19 protein-coding genes are annotated in these 15,758 nt (G+C 71.6%); 7 read left to right on the top strand and 12 right to left on the bottom strand.

Going from position 1 to position 15,758, the window contains the following annotated elements:
* Positions 1-12: 12 nt before the first annotated feature.
* The 3 genes from OJ997_RS14875 to OJ997_RS14865 all read left to right on the top strand — a co-directional run bounded on the left by OJ997_RS14875 (position 13) and on the right by OJ997_RS14865 (position 4,376).
* A complete protein-coding gene (locus tag OJ997_RS14875; RefSeq protein WP_270025933.1) occupies positions 13-882 on the top strand; it encodes a matrixin family metalloprotease in 870 nt (289 codons plus the stop codon).
* A gap of 99 nt (positions 883-981) precedes the next feature.
* A complete protein-coding gene (locus OJ997_RS14870; RefSeq protein ID WP_270025932.1) occupies positions 982-2,199 on the top strand; it encodes an acetyl-CoA C-acetyltransferase in 1,218 nt (405 codons plus the stop codon).
* Positions 2,199-4,376: a 3-hydroxyacyl-CoA dehydrogenase NAD-binding domain-containing protein gene (locus OJ997_RS14865; protein ID WP_270025930.1), complete on the top strand. Its 2,178-nt coding sequence runs from the start codon at positions 2,199-2,201 to the stop codon at positions 4,374-4,376. Before OJ997_RS14870 ends, OJ997_RS14865 begins: the two co-directional genes overlap by 1 nt.
* Here the strand turns inward: OJ997_RS14865 and OJ997_RS14860 are convergent.
* From OJ997_RS14860 to OJ997_RS14845, 4 genes are read right to left on the bottom strand one after another with little or no spacing between them, the layout of a single operon-like run.
* Positions 4,373-5,131: a hypothetical protein gene (locus OJ997_RS14860; protein ID WP_270025929.1), complete on the bottom strand. Its 759-nt coding sequence runs from the start codon at positions 5,129-5,131 to the stop codon at positions 4,373-4,375. The genes OJ997_RS14865 and OJ997_RS14860 overlap by 4 nt on opposite strands.
* The gene (locus OJ997_RS14855; protein WP_270025928.1) at positions 5,128-5,994 is read right to left on the bottom strand and encodes an ABC transporter ATP-binding protein; all 867 of its coding nucleotides are present in this window, start codon (positions 5,992-5,994) and stop codon (positions 5,128-5,130) included. Before OJ997_RS14855 ends, OJ997_RS14860 begins: the two co-directional genes overlap by 4 nt.
* Complete coding sequence (locus tag OJ997_RS14850) at positions 5,991-6,173, bottom strand: PLD nuclease N-terminal domain-containing protein (protein WP_270025927.1); 183 nt, start codon at positions 6,171-6,173, stop codon at positions 5,991-5,993. The genes OJ997_RS14855 and OJ997_RS14850 overlap by 4 nt, the downstream gene beginning before the upstream one ends.
* 12 nt (positions 6,174-6,185) lie before the next feature.
* Positions 6,186-6,422 (bottom strand): hypothetical protein, encoded by a 237-nt coding sequence (locus OJ997_RS14845; RefSeq protein WP_270025926.1) that lies wholly within the window; start codon positions 6,420-6,422, stop codon positions 6,186-6,188.
* Between the two features lie 79 nt (positions 6,423-6,501).
* Here OJ997_RS14845 and OJ997_RS14840 point away from each other — a divergent pair, with 79 nt between their 5' ends.
* Genes OJ997_RS14840 through OJ997_RS14830 form a run of 3 tightly spaced genes read left to right on the top strand, consistent with a single transcriptional unit; the run spans position 6,502 to position 7,893 of the window.
* A complete protein-coding gene (locus tag OJ997_RS14840) occupies positions 6,502-6,819 on the top strand; it encodes an ArsR/SmtB family transcription factor (protein WP_270025924.1) in 318 nt (105 codons plus the stop codon).
* Positions 6,816-7,250: an SRPBCC family protein gene (locus OJ997_RS14835; RefSeq protein WP_270025922.1), complete on the top strand. Its 435-nt coding sequence runs from the start codon at positions 6,816-6,818 to the stop codon at positions 7,248-7,250. Before OJ997_RS14840 ends, OJ997_RS14835 begins: the two co-directional genes overlap by 4 nt.
* Positions 7,240-7,893, top strand: a complete 654-nt coding sequence (locus tag OJ997_RS14830; protein WP_270025920.1) for a DUF899 domain-containing protein — start codon at positions 7,240-7,242, stop codon at positions 7,891-7,893. The genes OJ997_RS14835 and OJ997_RS14830 overlap by 11 nt, the downstream gene beginning before the upstream one ends.
* Here the strand turns inward: OJ997_RS14830 and OJ997_RS14825 are convergent.
* Positions 7,890-9,302 carry an aminotransferase-like domain-containing protein gene (locus OJ997_RS14825; protein WP_270025918.1) on the bottom strand — a complete coding sequence of 471 codons (1,413 nt, stop codon included), beginning with the start codon at positions 9,300-9,302 and terminating at the stop codon, positions 7,890-7,892. The two genes, OJ997_RS14830 and OJ997_RS14825, sit on opposite strands and share 4 nt — an antisense overlap.
* Before the next feature lie 73 nt (positions 9,303-9,375).
* Here OJ997_RS14825 and OJ997_RS14820 point away from each other — a divergent pair, with 73 nt between their 5' ends.
* Entirely contained in the window at positions 9,376-10,272 is an 897-nt protein-coding gene (locus OJ997_RS14820; protein WP_270025916.1) for a DMT family transporter, read from the top strand.
* Here the strand turns inward: OJ997_RS14820 and OJ997_RS14815 are convergent.
* The 7 genes from OJ997_RS14815 to zwf are packed head-to-tail and all read right to left on the bottom strand — an operon-like array spanning position 10,218 to position 15,758.
* Positions 10,218-10,784 (bottom strand): GNAT family N-acetyltransferase, encoded by a 567-nt coding sequence (locus OJ997_RS14815; RefSeq protein ID WP_270025967.1) that lies wholly within the window; start codon positions 10,782-10,784, stop codon positions 10,218-10,220. The two genes, OJ997_RS14820 and OJ997_RS14815, sit on opposite strands and share 55 nt — an antisense overlap.
* A gap of 47 nt (positions 10,785-10,831) precedes the next feature.
* Complete coding sequence (locus OJ997_RS14810) at positions 10,832-11,002, bottom strand: hypothetical protein (protein WP_270025914.1); 171 nt, start codon at positions 11,000-11,002, stop codon at positions 10,832-10,834.
* 14 nt (positions 11,003-11,016) lie between these two features.
* Positions 11,017-11,478: a ribose 5-phosphate isomerase B gene (gene rpiB, locus OJ997_RS14805; RefSeq protein WP_270025912.1), complete on the bottom strand. Its 462-nt coding sequence runs from the start codon at positions 11,476-11,478 to the stop codon at positions 11,017-11,019.
* Positions 11,475-12,449, bottom strand: a complete 975-nt coding sequence (locus OJ997_RS14800) for an ROK family protein (RefSeq protein ID WP_270025911.1) — start codon at positions 12,447-12,449, stop codon at positions 11,475-11,477. Before OJ997_RS14800 ends, rpiB begins: the two co-directional genes overlap by 4 nt.
* Before the next feature lie 23 nt (positions 12,450-12,472).
* Positions 12,473-13,159, bottom strand: coding sequence for a 6-phosphogluconolactonase (gene pgl, locus OJ997_RS14795; RefSeq protein ID WP_270025910.1), 687 nt, complete (start codon positions 13,157-13,159; stop codon positions 12,473-12,475).
* Positions 13,159-14,208 carry a glucose-6-phosphate dehydrogenase assembly protein OpcA gene (locus OJ997_RS14790; protein ID WP_270025909.1) on the bottom strand — a complete coding sequence of 350 codons (1,050 nt, stop codon included), beginning with the start codon at positions 14,206-14,208 and terminating at the stop codon, positions 13,159-13,161. The genes pgl and OJ997_RS14790 overlap by 1 nt, the downstream gene beginning before the upstream one ends.
* A gap of 5 nt (positions 14,209-14,213) precedes the next feature.
* Positions 14,214-15,758 (bottom strand): glucose-6-phosphate dehydrogenase, encoded by a 1,545-nt coding sequence (zwf, locus tag OJ997_RS14785; RefSeq protein WP_270025908.1) that lies wholly within the window; start codon positions 15,756-15,758, stop codon positions 14,214-14,216.

Below are 15,758 nucleotides of genomic sequence, written 5' to 3'. Positions count from 1 at the left end.
GCTTGCCGGTTGATGCTGCGCTCTGCCCTGCTCGCCGTGGCGGTCGTCCTCCTCGCCGCCGGGCCCGCTGACGCCTACAGCCTCGGCGGCAAGAAGTGGCGCTCGCGGACGATCACGTTCCACGCGAACGCCCCCCAGTACAACGAGGCGATCGGCGCCGGCGTCGCCGCCTGGAACGCGAGCGGCGTGCGGGTCCGCTTCAAGCAGGTCTCCAGCCGCCGGCGCGCGGACGTGCGAATCATCACGGGCCGCCAACGCAGCGGCCCGTCGGGGGACGCGCACCTGGGCTACTACCGGCGCTCGAGAGTGCGCCTGAACGCCTTCGACCCGGCGGGCAAGGACCCGGCGTGGCTGGCGCAGCAGATGCGGATCGTCGTCGTGCACGAGCTCGGCCACGTCCTCGGCCTCAAGCACACCAAGAAGCCGTGCTCGGTCATGAACTACGGCCGCGACGCGATCTGCCCGAAGCCGCCCGTGGCCTGGCAGCTGCGCTGCCGGCTGCTCGAGCCCGACGACGTGCGCGGCGCGCTCAAGCGCTACGGCGGGCGGGCGAAGGCGTACGCCCCCGAGTTCTGCGACTTCGCGCCGCCGCCGCTGCCGCCGGAGGGGCTCGCGATGACGTACGACCCCGCCGCGCAGGCCTTCAACCTGAGCTGGGTGAACAACCCGGCGCAGCCCTACCTGTTCGCGGTGCAATGGGTCGTGAGCCGGGATGCGTGCGCCGCCGCACCGACGGGCGCCGGTGCCCCCACCGCCGTCGGTCCGGCCACGGGCGTGAACCCCGGTGCGGGCGCGCGGGGCAACTACTGCGTGGTCATGTGGACCCAGGATCGCTTCGGCCGCTTCGCCGGACCAGCCTCTGCCTGGGTCAGCGTGCCCTGACCGGACTATCTTGAGGTGAGATCGGTCACCGATCCGGCTCCTGATTGACGCAACGTCAGTAACCTGGATCGCCTAGGTACGAGGCTTCGAGGAGAACTCATGGCAGCGACGGAAGCACTGGTGTTCGACGCGGTTCGCACGCCGCGAGGAAGGGGCAAGGTCAACGGCTCGCTGCATGCGACGAAGCCCGTGGACCTCGTCGTCGGGCTGATGCACGAGACGCTCGCCCGCCACAGCGACCTTGATCCCACCCGGATCGACGACGTCGTGCTCGGCTGCGTGACGCCGATCGGCGACCAGGGCGCGGACATCGCCAAGACCGCGGCGATCAAGGCCGGGCTGCCGGAAACGGTCGCCGGCGTCCAGCTCAACCGCTTCTGCGCCTCCGGCCTCGAGGCGGTCAACATGGCCGCCCAGAAGGTCGCCTCGGGCTGGGAGGACCTCGTCCTGGCCGGCGGCGTCGAGTCGATGTCGCGCGTGCCGATGGGCTCCGACGGCGGCGCCTGGGCGATGGACCCGGAGACGAACTACGACACGAGCTTCGTCCCGCAGGGCATCGGCGCCGACCTGATCGCGACCGTCGAGGGCTTCTCGCGCGACGACGTGGACCAGTACGCCGTCCGCTCGCAGGAGCGCGCCGCGGCGGCGCAGGCGGCGGGCTACTTCGCGAACTCCGTCATCCCGGTGGTCGACCTCAACGGCAACACCGTGCTCGACCGTGACGAGTTCATCCGCCCCGGCACGACGACGGAGACGCTCGCGGGCCTCAAGCCGTCGTTCGCGATGATGGGCGAGCACGGCGGCTTCGACGCCGTCGCGCTGCAGAAGTACCACTGGGTCGAGGCGATCGACCACGTGCACACGCCCGGCAACTCGTCCGGGATCGTGGACGGCGCCACGCTGCTGACGATCGGCAACGAGAAGATCGGGCAGGAGCTCGGGCTCAAGCCCCGCGCGCGGATCCTCGCGACGGCCGTCTCCGGCTCCGACCCGACGATCATGCTCACGGGCCCCGCGCCCGCCACGCGCAAGGCGCTCGGCAAGGCCGGCCTGACGATCGACGACATCGACCTGATCGAGATGAACGAGGCGTTCGCCGCCGTCGTCCTGCGGTTCGCCAAGGACATGGATGCGGACCTCGAGAAGATCAACGTCAACGGCGGCGCGATCGCCATGGGTCACCCGCTCGGCGCGACCGGCGGCATGATCCTCGGCACGCTGATCGACGAGCTCGAGCGCACGCAGAAGCGCTACGGCCTGGCCACGCTGTGCATCGGCGGCGGCATGGGCATCGCGACGATCGTCGAGCGCGTCTGATGAGCGACACGATCCGCTGGGAGCAGGACGGCGACGGCGTCGTCCTCCTCACCCTCGACGACCCGAACCAGTCCGCGAACACGATGAACGAGGCCTACAAGGCCTCGATGCGCGCGACGGTCGAGCGGTTGGAAGCCGAGAAGGACTCGATCACGGGCGTCGTCATCACGTCCGCCAAGAAGACGTTCTTCGCCGGTGGCGACCTGAACGACCTCAAGAAGGCGCGCAAGGAGGACGCCGCCGAGGTCGCGGTGATGATCCGCGAGCTCAAGGCCGACCTGCGCAAGCTGGAGACGCTCGGCAAGCCGGTCGTCGCGGCCATCAACGGCGCCGCGCTCGGCGGCGGGCTCGAGATCGCGCTCGCCACACATCACCGCGTCATCGTCGACGACTCCAAGGCCGTGCTCGGCTTCCCGGAGGTCCAGCTCGGCCTGCTCCCCGGCGCCGGCGGCGTCACGCGCTCCGTGCGCATGTTCGGCATCGCCAACGCGCTGCTGCAGCTCCTGCTCCAGGGGCAGCGGGTGCGGCCGGCGGCGGCGAAGGAGATGGGCCTGGTCGACGAGGTCGTCGGCTCGGTCGACGAGCTCGTGCCCGCCGCGAAGGCGTGGATCGCCGCGAACCCCGAGGCCGTCCAGCCGTGGGACGTCAAGGGCTACAAGATCCCGGGCGGCACCCCGTCGAACCCGAAATTCGCGGCCAACCTGCCCGCGTTCCCGTCCAACCTGCGCAAGCAGATCAAGGGCGCGAACTACCCGGCGCCGCACCACATCATGGCCGCGGCGGTCGAGGGCGCGCAGATCGACTTCGACAACGCGCTCGAGGTCGAGAGCCGCTACTTCGTGGACCTCGTCACCTCGCAGGTGGCGAAGAACATGATCCAGGCGTTCTTCTTCGACCTGCAGGCCGTGCAGGGCGACCGTGGCCGGCCCGACTCGATCGAGAAGACCTCGGTCAAGAAGGTCGTGATCCTCGGCGCGGGCATGATGGGCGCCGCGATCGCGTATGTGAGCGCGAAGGCCGGCATCGAAGTCGTGCTGAAGGACGTGTCGCTCGAAGCCGCCCAGAAGGGCAAGGGCTACTCGGAGAAGCTCGTCGCCAAGGGCCTCGAGCGCGGCAAGACGACGCAGGAGAAGGGCGATGCGCTGCTCGCCCTGATCACGCCGTCCGCCGACCCCGCCGACGCCGCGGGCGCGGACCTCGTGATCGAGGCCGTCTTCGAGGACCCGAGCGTCAAGCAGCAGGTCATGGCCGAGATCGAGCCGCACCTCGCCGCGGATGCGCTGCTCGGCTCGAACACCTCCACCCTGCCGATCACGCTGCTGGCCGAGAACGTCTCGCGGCCCGCCGACTTCATCGGCCTGCACTTCTTCAGCCCGGTGGACAAGATGCCGCTGCTGGAGATCATCAAGGGCGAGAAGACCAGCGACGCCGCGGTGTACCGCGCGCTGGACTTCGCCAAGCAGATCTCCAAGACGCCGATCGTCGTCAACGACTCGCGCGGCTTCTTCACCTCGCGCGTCATCGGCACGTTCATCAACGAGGGCATCGCAATGCTCGCCGAGGGCATCCCGGCGGCGTCCATCGAGCAGGCCTCCTCGCAGGCCGGCTACCCGGCGCCGGTGCTCCAGCTGTCGGACGAGCTGAACCTCAAGCTCATGCGCCGCATCCGCAAGGCCTCGGCCGACGCGGCCGGCGACGCCTGGGTCGGCAGCCCTGCGGACCCGGTCATCGACCGCATGCTCGACGAGTTCGAGCGGCCCGGCAAGCTCGAGGGCGCGGGCTTCTACGAGTACGCGGACGGCAAGCGCGTCCGGCTGTGGCCGGGCTTGCGTGAGGCCTTCCCGCCGGTCGAGGACCCGTCCTCGATCAACCTGAAGGACCTCCAGGAGCGCCTGCTCTTCATCGAGGCCATCGAGTCGATCAAGTGCGTGGACGAGGGCGTGATCGAGTCGGTCGCCGACGCGAACATCGGCTCGGTCATGGGCATCGGCTTCCCGGGCTGGTCCGGCGGCGTCCTGCAGTACATCAACGGCTACGACGGCGGCATCGCCGGCTTCGTCGCGCGGGCCCGTGAGCTCGCCGAGACGTACGGCGAGCGCTTCACGCCGCCCGAGTCGCTCGTCGCGCGCGCCGAGAGCGGCGACGAGTACCTCGACAAGGCGCTCGCCAGCGTCTAGAGCTCTCTCCGTCGCGCTCCGACGAGCGCGACGTAGATCAGGACGGCGGTCGTGACGAGGGTCACGGCCGCCGGCCTGACGTAGTGCCCGAGGTCGTGCTTGTCCGCGGGCAGGTCCGCCAGCGCGGTGGCCAGCGACGAGGGCAGCCACTGGCCGATGACGTCGACGGCGCCGACGACCGGCAGCACGAGCAGCGACAGCAGCGCGACCATCACGGTCGACAGCACGCCCTTGGTCCACTGCGCGGCCGCGGCGGTGGTCGCGACGACGTAGGCGAGGAAGAGCAGGCCGAGCGCGATGCCGGGCAGCACGTCGCCGGCTCGCAAGCCGCCGAGCAGTGCCCACGTCTCGTACCAGGCCGCCAGCGCGCCCAGCGTGAACGCCAGCCCGATGGCGCCGAAGGTCACGACCAGGCGCGGCAGCAGCAGCCGCCACACGGAGCGCACGCGGGTGCGCAGGAAGGCGCCCATCTCGGGGATCGCGTCGAGCGCGAGCGAGCCCGCCGCCACCACGACCGTGACGACGAGGCCGACCTGCATGGCGTTGGCGACGTACTGCGCCATGCCGTCGTGCGGGACGGCGTCCGGCAGCTCGATCGTCGCGCCCTCCAGGTCGTCGCCCGCCAGCTCCAGCAGGTCGTTCAGATAGCGCGCCGTGAGCGGGCCGATGAAGCCGAACAGCAGGTAGACGGTGAACAGCGCGAGACCACGCCGCGTGCGGGTGAGCCGCAGCAGCTCGAGGCGCCAGAGGCTCATCGCGTCAGCGCGAGGAACGCGCGCTCGAGCGTGAGCTCCTCGGGGCCGAAGGACACCACGAGCGCGTCGGCGGCCGCGAGCGCGCCCGGCAGCTCGGCCTCGGCGTACTCCATCGCGGTCACGCCGACCGTGAGCCGCTCGGGCCCGGTCTCCACGTGCGTGACCCACGGGTGGCGGCGGAGCGCTTCGGCCACCGGCTCGGCCGGTCCCCGCAGGCGCACCTCGTAGCGCGGCCCGGCGGCGCCGACGAGCAGCTCGTCGAGCGGACCTTGGAAGCGCAGGCGCCCGTGGTCGAGCACGCCGACGGTGTCACAGACCTCCTGCACGTCGCCGAGGATGTGGCTGCTGAAGAGCACGGTCGCCGTGCCGCGCAGCCGCGCGATCAGGTCGAGGACCTCGCGCCGGCCCTGGGGGTCGAGCGCCGAGGCGGGCTCGTCGAGCAGCAGGAGCCGCGGCCGGCCGACGATCGCCGCCGCCACGCCGAGCCGCTGCAGCATGCCGCGCGAGTAGCCGCCGACGCGACGCGTCTTCGCCTCCGTGAGCCCGGCCTGGTCGAGCACGCCGTCGATGTCTCCGGCCGGGTCGGTGAGCTGCTGCGCGAGCGCCACCACTTCCCGACCCGTGAGCCACGGATCGAAGCGCGGCGCGTCGGCGAGCACCGCCACGCGTTCCGGCGGCGCGTCGATCCGCACCTCGCCGCTCGTCGCCCGCCGCAGGCCCGCGAGGATGCCGATCAGCGTCGTCTTCCCCGCGCCGTTGCGGCCGGCGAGCCCGTAGACCGAGCCCTCAGGGACGCGCAGCGCCACGTCGTCGAGTGCGAGGTGCTCCCCGTAGCGCTTGCTCAGCGCGGTCGTGGCGATCATCCGTGACGCCGGCCCAGCAACAGGTACACGATGCCACCGAGCGGCACCGAGACCAGGCAGACGATCGCCCACGCCCACTTCGGCAGGTGCTGCACCTCACCCCGCGCGATGTCCACGAGGCAATAGACGACGAACGCGACGCCGAGGACGATGATCGGCGCGAAGGCGGCCCAGTTCATGCTGGGCCGAGCCTAGCTGTCGGTCTCCTCCAGGGCGGCCTGCTGCGCCTTGGCCCACGGCACCAGCCACTGGCGCACCGCGAAGCCGAACGCCCACGCGAAGCCCACGTCGCGCAGGACACGACGCGTCGACGAGTGCGCGTGGCCACGCCCCCAGCGCCCCGCACGCGGGTACGCCGCCACAAACAGGATCCACGCCGGCGTTGACGAGCTCAACGCGGCGTCGAGTGCTTCGCGAAGGCTTTGCATGCGGTCCAATATGCCTGACCGCCAGGCCGAGACGACGTGACTCAACCATACGGTTGAGCGTTGTGCTACCTTCAACCACATGGTTGAGGAACTGGACGCGGTCTTCCATGCGCTCTCGAGCGAGGCGCGGCGGGCGATGCTCGACGCGCTCACCGCCGGGGAACGGACGGTGGGCGACCTCGCGGCGCCGTTCGCGATGTCGCTCGCGGGCGTGTCGAAGCACCTGAAGGTGCTGGAAGGCGCCGGGCTGGTCGAGCGGCGCACCGAAGGGCGGACGACCGTCTGCGCGCTGCGGGCCGCGCCGCTCGCCGACGCCAGCGCGTGGGTGCGCCACTACGAGCGCTTCTGGGAGGACGCGCTCGATCGCCTCCAGGCGCTCGTGGAGGAGGACGAGTGATCCGCTTCGGCGTGCGGGTGTCGCGGGTGGTCCGTGCGCCCCGCTCACGGGTGTACCGCGCGTTCCTGGAGCCGGAGCTGGTGGCGCGCTGGCTGGCGCCGGGCGGCTCGGTCGTGGCGACCGCGACCGTCGACGAGCGCGTCGGCGGCGTGCATCGCGTCGAGATGCTCGACGAGCACGGCGACGCGCACCAGTTCGACTCCGTCATCCAGGAGCTCGTGGAGGACGAGCGGATCGTCCTGGTCTTCAAGTTCGGGCCCGACGCGGAGGAGACGTTGCTCACGGTGACGCTGCGCGACGTCGCGGGCGGGACCGAGGTCGCCCTCGACCATCAGAACATCACGGCCGAAGGGCCGCTGAACGAGCAGTCGGTCGACGCCGGCTGGAACTCCGTGCTCGACAAGCTGGAAGGAGTCGCAGATGGCCTCTGACGCCCGCCTCGCCCTGCTCGACCGCGAGAAGGAGCTCACGCGGTTGAGCGACGAGCTCGCCCGCGAACGCGCCGCGCTGCCGTGGGAGGAGGTGACGGCGGAGTATCGGTTCGACACCGAGCACGGCTCGCGCACGCTCGCCGAGCTGTTCGACGGCCGCTCGCAGCTGCTCGTCTACCACTTCATGTACGGCCCGGAGACGGAGACCGTGTGCGCGAGCTGCACGTCGATCGCGCACCACGTGGAGCTGCCGCGCGTGTACCTGGAGCACCACGACGTGACCTGGACGGCGGTGTCGCGCGCGCCGTTGGAGAAGCTGCTCGCCTACCGCGAGCGGATGGGCTGGACGTTCCCGTGGGCGTCGTCGTCCGGGAGCGACTTCAACTTCGACTTCGGCGTGTCCAACACGCCGGAGCGGCCGCTCCGGGAGTACAACTTCCGCCCCGTCGACCCCGCGGAGCTCGGTGCCGAGCAGCCGGGCATGAGCGCGTTCGCCCTGCGCGACGGCAAGGTCTTCCACACCTACTCGGCCTACTCGCGCGGCCTCGACGCGATCTGGGGCATCTACCAGTGGCTCGACCGCGCGCCGCTCGGCCGTAACGAGGGCGACGGCTACTGGTTCAAGCGCCCCGACGAGTTCTAGTCGAGCTCCGCGAACACGCGCCGCATCCCCTGGGCCAGGCGTTCCGGCGGCTCGGCCGCGAACGTCAGCCGCAGGAACGGGCCGGGCGGCTCGGCGGCGAAGAACGGCCGCCCGGGCGAGACGACCACGCCCGACGCCCCCAGGCGCTGCGCCAGGTCGACGTCGTCCGTCCCGGGCGGCAACGGCAGCCACAGGTTCATGCCGCCATCGGGCACGTGGACTCCAGCTGGCAGCGCCGCGGCGAGCGCGTCCCGGCGCTCGGTCAGGACCTTGCGGAGCTTGCGCAGGTGCGCGCGCCACGCAGGCGCGCCGACGACCTCGAGCGCCGCCTCCTGCAGCGGCCCGGTGACGAACAGGTCCTCGACGATCCGCGCCGCCCGCAGCCGCGCCGCGGCCGGCCCGCGCGCGATCACCGCCGCGATCCGCAACCCGGGCGCGGACGCCTTCGTGAGCGACCGGATGCGCACCACGTGCCCGTCGGGATCGTCGGCGAACAGCGGCGGCGGCACGACCGCCGCGGCGCCGCGCGTGCGCGCCGCGCCCCGCGTGGTCTCGCCCGCCGCCGGCCCCAGCGCGAAGTCGCGGAACGCGTCGTCCTCGATGATGAACGCGCCCGCGGCACGGACCGCCTCGAGCACCTCGACCCGGCGCTCCGGGGCGAGGGTGGCGCCGTGCGGGTTCGCGAACACGGGCTGCAGGTAGACGACGCGGGCACCGGAGCTGGCGAGCGCGTCGGCGAGCAGGTCCGGGCGGATGCCGTGCGCGTCGGCGGGCACCGGGATCGGGTGCAGGCCCTGGGCGCGGGCCGTCACCAGCGCGCCGAGGTAGGTCGGCGACTCGACGATCACCGACGCGCCCGGCGCGGCGAGCCCACGGAAGCAGGCGGCGAGCGCAGCCTGGCCGCCGGGCGTGATCAGCACGTCGCCGGGCGTGGCGCCCGCCTCCGCGGCGAAGTACGCGCGCAGCCCGCTGATGCCCTCGAGCGGGACGCGATCCCACGCACCCGGCCGCCGCGCCGCGCGGGCCAGGGCCGCGCCCAGCAGCGCCGTCGGCTGCAGGTCCGCGGGCAGGTAGCCGGACGACAGCACGAGCGCGTCGTCCGGCGGCGGACGCAGCAGGCGCACGAGCGCGTCCGCGTCGATCGAGCGCGCGCCGAGCGGCACCGACTGCCAGGACGGGTCGGGCGCCACCGGCTCGCTGCGCGCCGCCACGAACGTCCCCCGCCCCGGCCGCGCCTCGACCAGGCCGCGAGCCACCAGGTCGGCGATCGCCCGCTGGACCGTGGCCGGCCCGGCCCGGTGCCGCGCCATCAGCTCCCGCACCGACGGCAGCCGCTCGCCGGGCGCGCGCGACGCCACCTCGGCCTCGAGGGTTGCGATTACGGCTGTGGCTGCGTTATCTTCAAGCATGACGGACCTGAGTAACGCTATCGACCGCACCCGGATAACGCAACGCGAACGCCACCCCGCCGCCTGGAAGGCCATGGCGTGGGGCTTTCTCGGCGTCCTCGCGTTCTCGTTCTCGCTGCCGATGACGCGGCTCGCCGTCGAGGACCTCGACGCCACGTTCGTCGGCCTCGGCCGCGCGCTCGTCGCCGCCGTGCTCGCGGGCCTGCTCCTGGCGATCCGGCGCGAACCGCTCCCCGCGAAGCGCGACGTGCCGCGGTTCGCCCTCGTCGGCCTCGGCGTCGTGATCGGCTTCCCGCTGTTCAGCACGCTCGCGCTCGAGCACCTCACCTCCGCCCACGCGAGCGTGATCGTCGGCCTCCTCCCCGCCGCGACCGCGGTCTTCGCCGTCCTCCGTGCCGGCGAGCGTCCGAGCCGCGCGTTCTGGCTCGCGGCGATGGCCGGTCTGGTCGCCGTCCTCATCTTTGCGACCACCCAGGGCGTGAACGGGCTCGAGCCCGCCGACCTGCTCGTCCTCGCCGCCGTCGCCTCCGCCGGCCTCGGCTACGCGGAGGGCGGCGCGCTGAGCCGCCGCTACGGCGGCTGGCAGGTGATCTGTTGGGCGCTCCTGCTCACCGCGCCGTTCCTCGTCCTCCCCACCGCGCTCGCCACGCACGACCTCGGCAGCGTCAGCGCGGAGTCCTGGCTCGGCTTCGCCTACGTCGCCGCCGTCTCGATGTTCCTCGGCTTCTTCGCCTGGTACCACGGCCTCGCGCTGGGCGGCGTGGCCAAGATCGGCCAGACGCAGCTCGCCCAGCCCGTCCTCACGCTCGCGTGGGCGGCGCTGCTGCTCGGCGAGCACGTCACCGCCGGCATGGTCCTCGCGGCCCTCGCGATCGTGGCCTGCGTGCTCGCCACGCAGCGCACGCGCGGCGCGGCTCAGCCCAAGACGAAGGACGGCGGCGGCGTGCCTTCCACCGTCACCGGCACCTGAGCGAGCGGGCTGCGCTCCCACACGGAACGCACCAGGGCGAACACGACCACGTCGTGCATCTCGTCGCCGTGCCGGTGCCAGGCGCGCAGCACGCCCTCGCGCCGGAACCCGACGCGCTCCAGCGCCCGCTGCGAGCGCCCGTTGCGGGTGTTCGCCCACGCCGTCAGCCGCTCCGCGCCGAGCCGCCGGAACGCCAGCGCGGCGATCAGCGCCTTGGCCTCCGCGTTCGCGCCCGAGCCCCAGTACGGCTCGCCGATCCACGACCCGACCGTCGCCCGACCGTCGCGCTTGGAGACCTCCGTCAGGCCCGTCACGCCGACCGGCCCGGCGTCCGGGTCGACAACCAGGAAGTCCATGATCTCGCCCGCGTCGCGCTTGGCCGGCTGCGCAGCGATCCACGCCTCCGCCTGCGAGACCTCCGTGTAGGGCCCCCATGAGAACCAGCGCGTCACCGCCGGGTTCGAAGCGAGCTCGAACAGCCGGGCCGCATCGTCAGCCGCGGGGTAGCGCAGCTGCAGGCGCGGCCCGCTGACGACGAGCGGGTCCTGCTGGTCCGGCTTCAGGAGTCCATGGCGTCGTAGGCCTCGTGATCGACCGTCTGATGGATCTCGTCGTCCGACGGCGACTCGTCGTGCTCGTCGACGAGGTGGTCCTTCAGCTGCTTGGCCAGCTCTTCGTCATTGGCCGCCGACAGGGTCTCCCCACAGACGTTGCACTCGATCGTACGCACGCTTCCACTACTCCCTAGATGTCGTCCCGGAGGAACTCACGCTCGATGCCGTCGATCTTCGCCAGGCGTCGCTTGTGACGATCATCCCCGGTGAACTCGGCGGCTAAATATGACTTGATGATGTCGGCGGCCAGCGCCGGGCCGATCACCCGTCCGCCGAGGCAGAGGACGTTGCAGTCGTCGTGCTCGACCGACTGGTGCGCCGTGTAGGTGTCATGGGCGACGACGGCGCGGATGTTCGGGAACTTGCACGCCGCCACCGCGACGCCCGCGCCCGAACCGCAGACGAGGATCGCGCGGTCGGCGCCGCCGCCGCGCACCGCCTCGGCGGCCAGGCGCGCGGTGTCCGGGTAGTCGACCGCGTCCGTCGACCACGTGCCGAGGTCGGTCACCTCGTGCCCTTCGGCCTCGACCGCTTCGATCACCATCGCCTTCAGCGGGAACCCGGCGTGGTCGAACGCGCACGCGATCTTCACGCGCCCTCCCCGGAGATGGCGCCCTGCAGGTTGCGACCCGTGCTGTCGGCGTGCTCCTGGGCGGCGATGAGCGCCGCACCGAGCACGCCCGCACGCGGCCCGTGGCGCGCGATCCGGATCGTGGTGTTCAGGCCGAGGCCGGGCACGACGTGCCGGAACGCGGCGTCCTTGGCCGGCTCGAGCAGCAGCGCGCCGGCCCGCGAGACACCGCCGCCCAAGACCACCTCGAGCGGGTCGAAGGTGTTGATGGCGTTCGCGATCCCGATGCCGATCCGCTCGCCGAGCACGCGCAGGCACCACAGGCAGGCGTCGTCGCCGGCCTCCGCGCCCTGAACGACGTCCTGGCCGTCGACGTTGCCCTTCTTGGCCGTGACCTTGCCGAGGTGGGAGTCGGGGTACTGCACCGCCGCGTAGTCGGCCAGCCGGTCCAGCGCGCGCCCGGAGGCCAGCGTCTCCAGCGAGCCCCGCTGCGGGAACGGGTCGCCCGGCACGTTGTTGCCGAACTGCACGTCCCGCCCGATGATCGTGTGCCCGACCTCGGCGGCCGACGTGGTCGCGCCGCGGTAGAGCTTGCCGCCCAGCACCCAGCCGCCACCGACGCCGGTGCCGATCGTCAGCATCACCAGCGAGTCCACGACGATCTTGCCGTCGTCGAACGCCTCGGCCAGCGCCGCGCAGCCCGCGTCGTTCTCGACGTAGACCGGCACGCCCATGCGCTCGGTCAGCAGCGAGCGCAGCGGGATGTCGTGCAGCGGGATGTTCACCGACGCGAGGACCTTGCCCGTCGCGAACTCGATGATCGACGGCATGCCGATGCCTACCGCGCGGGTCTCGCTCGTGATCGCGCCTTCGATCGCGACCGCGATCTGCTCCACCAGCGCCTCTTGCGAGGCCTGGTTGGTAGGCGTGACCACTGATTCGGAGAGCTCTCCACCCTCCAAGACGGAGACCGCGATCTTGGTCCCCCCCACATCGACTCCGATGAACTGATCGCTCACGTGAGCTCCTTGGCCGCAGCCGGATCCAGTACGACGAGCAACTCTCCCGCGCCTGGACGCACGAATGCCGCGGGCGAGTCGGCATCCGGTGTAGCAGCAAACGCGCGCGCGACGGCTTGCGCCTTGTCGGCCCCGGTGACCAGGAACACCGTCAAACGCCCGCTGTTCAAGGCGGGAAGGGTCAACGAGATGCGCGGAACCTGCGGCTCCATGCCTGCAAGTTCGACACCGGTGACCAGCCGTGAGCGCTCCTCGACCTCGGGCTTGCCGGGGAACAGCGAAGCGCAGTGCGCGTCCGGGCCGAGGCCGAGCAGGAGCAGGTCCCAGCGCGGCTCCGAGCCCAGCCGCTCACGCACGGACGCCTCGTAGGACGCGCTCCCGGCGTCCGCGCCGAGCTCGCCCTCCATCCGCATCACGGTCGGCCGGACACCGCGGTCCAGCCGGCCGAGCAGCGCCTCGTTCGCCATCCGGAAGTTCGACAGCCCGCTCTCCGGCGGGACGCAGCGCTCGTCGCTGAACCACACGGTCGCGCGGCTCCAGTCCGCCCCGGCGCGGGACGCGATCTCGTACGCCAGCTTGGGCGTGGACCCGCCCGTGAGCACGACATCACCACCCGCTGACGCGGCATCCACAAGCAGCCCGGCGACCACTTCCGCCGGGTTCTCCTCCACTTGGATCTCCACTACACCACCATCGCCTCGGCCGATTTCAGGGCCGGACGATAGGTGGGATCGCGCAGGAGTGCTTGCCGGACGCCTTCGCCGAGGATGCCGCCCTCCCCGCGGGAGGCGCCCATGACGGTCCAGGCGCGCTCGGTTCCGTCGCGTTCACGGCGGCTCGCGCGCAGTCCGCCGGGGGAGCGGTCGAGCGAGACGGTCTGGCCGCTCGCCATCTCGATCGTCACCCCCGCGAGGCCGGGGGAGCTCATCTCGACGGGCTCGAGCGTGAGCCTGATGTCCTGCCGTCGCGTGTGCGCGGAGCCCGTCCACTTGCCGCGCCCCTGCGACAGCGCGCCCGGTTCCCAGCCCAGCCGGGAGGCGAGCCAGCCGCAGAACAGCACGCCCGACGCGAGCGAGTCCTCGCGGTGGCGGACCGTGACGGCGCTGATCGCCTTCAGGTCCGGCCGCCGGCGCGGCGAGTCGAACGCGGCCGCGATCCGCTCACGCCACGGCGTCGAGCGCAGCCACGCGAGATCGACGACGTACGTGTCGTGCGACAGGCTGTCCGCGCGGGCCAGCGCCCGCTCCACGTCCTGCTCGTCCTGGGAGTCGAGCAGGGCGATCTGGGCCAGCTGACGCAGCTCGTCGACCGCCTCGGGGTAGCCGTGCGGGGACCACACCATCGTCGCCAGGTCGGTGACGACGAGCGGGTCCAGGATCGTGTCGAGCTTCTTGAGGTGCTTCTCGCCCACGAGCAGCGACACGCGCTCGCGCCCGACGGAGATCGAGCCGGACTTGGGCGCGTCGACGGTGCCGATCCGCACGCTCGCGGCCAGCCGTGTGCGGCCGGGGTCGACCAGCACGAGCAGCAGCCGCGACGGGTGGAAGCGACCGACGCGCTGCAGCCGGTTCTCGACCTCGCCGCGGAACTCGCGGTCGGCGATCACGACCATGTTCATGACGCGCGCCGGCACGTACGCGCGCTCCTCCTTGTGGCGCTCGACGAACATGCGCCGCAGCGCCGCCTCGATCGCGCCGGGCGTCGTGTCGTCCTCGCGCCAGAGGTCCTCCATGGCGCTCAGAGGCCTCGCCACTTGTGCGGCGCAATCAGCTCGTCGGCGGCCTTCGGCCCGGCAGTGCCCGACTCGTAGGTGTGCAGCGGCTCGTCGTCCGCGGCCCACGCCTTCAAGATCGGGTCGATGATCGACCACTGGGCGATCACCTCGTCGTTGCGGGTGAAGAGCGTCGCCTCGCCGCGCATCGCGTCCATGATCAGCCGCTCGTACGCCTCCGGCGACTGCGACATGAACGCCGAGCCGTAGAGGAACTCCATGTTCACCGGCCGGATGCGCATGCTCGAGCCGGGGATCTTCGCCCCCAGCGACAGCGACACGCCTTCGTTGGGCTGCATGGTGAGCACGAGCTGGTTCGGCTGGACGCCGACGCTGCCGTGCGACTGGAACGCGAGGTGCGGGACCGGCTTGAGCTGCACCGCGATCTCGGTCACCTTGCGCGTGAGCCGCTTGCCCGTGCGCAGGTAGATCGGCACGCCCGCCCAGCGCCAGTTGTGGACCTCGAGCTTGATCGCCGCGTACGTCTCCGTGCGCGAGTCGTCGGGCACGCCCTCCTCCTGGAGGTAGCCGCCGACGTCCTCGCCGCCTTCGTCACCGGCGGTGTACTGCGCGCGCACCGTGCACTCGCGCACCTCCTCCGGCGTCGGCGGGGTGATCGACTGCAGGACCTTGACCTTCTCGTCGCGGACCTTGTCGGCCTCGAAGGAGGCGGGCGGCTCCATGCACACGAGCGTGAGCAGCTGGAGCATGTGGTTCTGGACGAGGTCACGCAGCGCGCCGGCCTGGTCGTAGTAACCCGCGCGGGTCCCGATGCCGATGTCCTCGGCGGCGGTGATCTGGATGTTCTCGATGTAGTTGCGGTTCCAGACCGGCTCGAACATGAAGTTCGCGAACCGGAACGCCATCACGTTCTGGACGGTCTCCTTGCCCAGGTAGTGATCGATGCGGTAGACCTGGTTCTCGCGGAAGACGTGCTCGACCACGGCCTGCAGCTCGACCGCGGACTCGAGGTCCGTGCCGAACGGCTTCTCGATGATGCAGCGCACGTCGACGTCGGCGTCGTAGTTGAGGTCGGCTTCCTTGAGCGCCCCGACGATCACCGGGAAGAACTCGGGCGCCGTCGACAGGTAGAACGCGCGGTTGAGCTTGCCGCCGCCCTCCTCGTCGAGCTCCTCGATGACCTTCTTGAGCTTCGCGTAGCTCGCGACGTCGTCGAACGAGAACCCGACGTAGCGCACGCGGCCGAGCAGGCCCTCGAGCACGGTCGGGTCGGTCTCGCGCCGCGAGTACTTGACGATCGCGTTGCGCGCGAGCTCGCGGAACTCGTCGTCGGGCATCTCCCGCCGCGAGATGCCGATCAGGTTGAAGCGCTCCGGCAGCGCGCCCTCGTGGGCGAGGTTGTAGAGCGCGGGCAGCAGCTTGCGGTGGGCGAGGTCACCCGTGGCGCCGAAGATCGTCAGCGTGGTCGCCGGGACCGGCAGCCGCTCGAGGCCCTCGATCAGCGGGTTCTCGCCGATGGACTGCGGGTCGGGCTTGACGTCCACCGCCAT

This window comes from Solirubrobacter phytolaccae, assembly GCF_027587195.1.
In the GTDB taxonomy this organism is placed as follows: domain Bacteria; phylum Actinomycetota; class Thermoleophilia; order Solirubrobacterales; family Solirubrobacteraceae; genus Solirubrobacter; species Solirubrobacter phytolaccae.
This window is presented reverse-complemented; position numbering and strand designations above follow the sequence as displayed.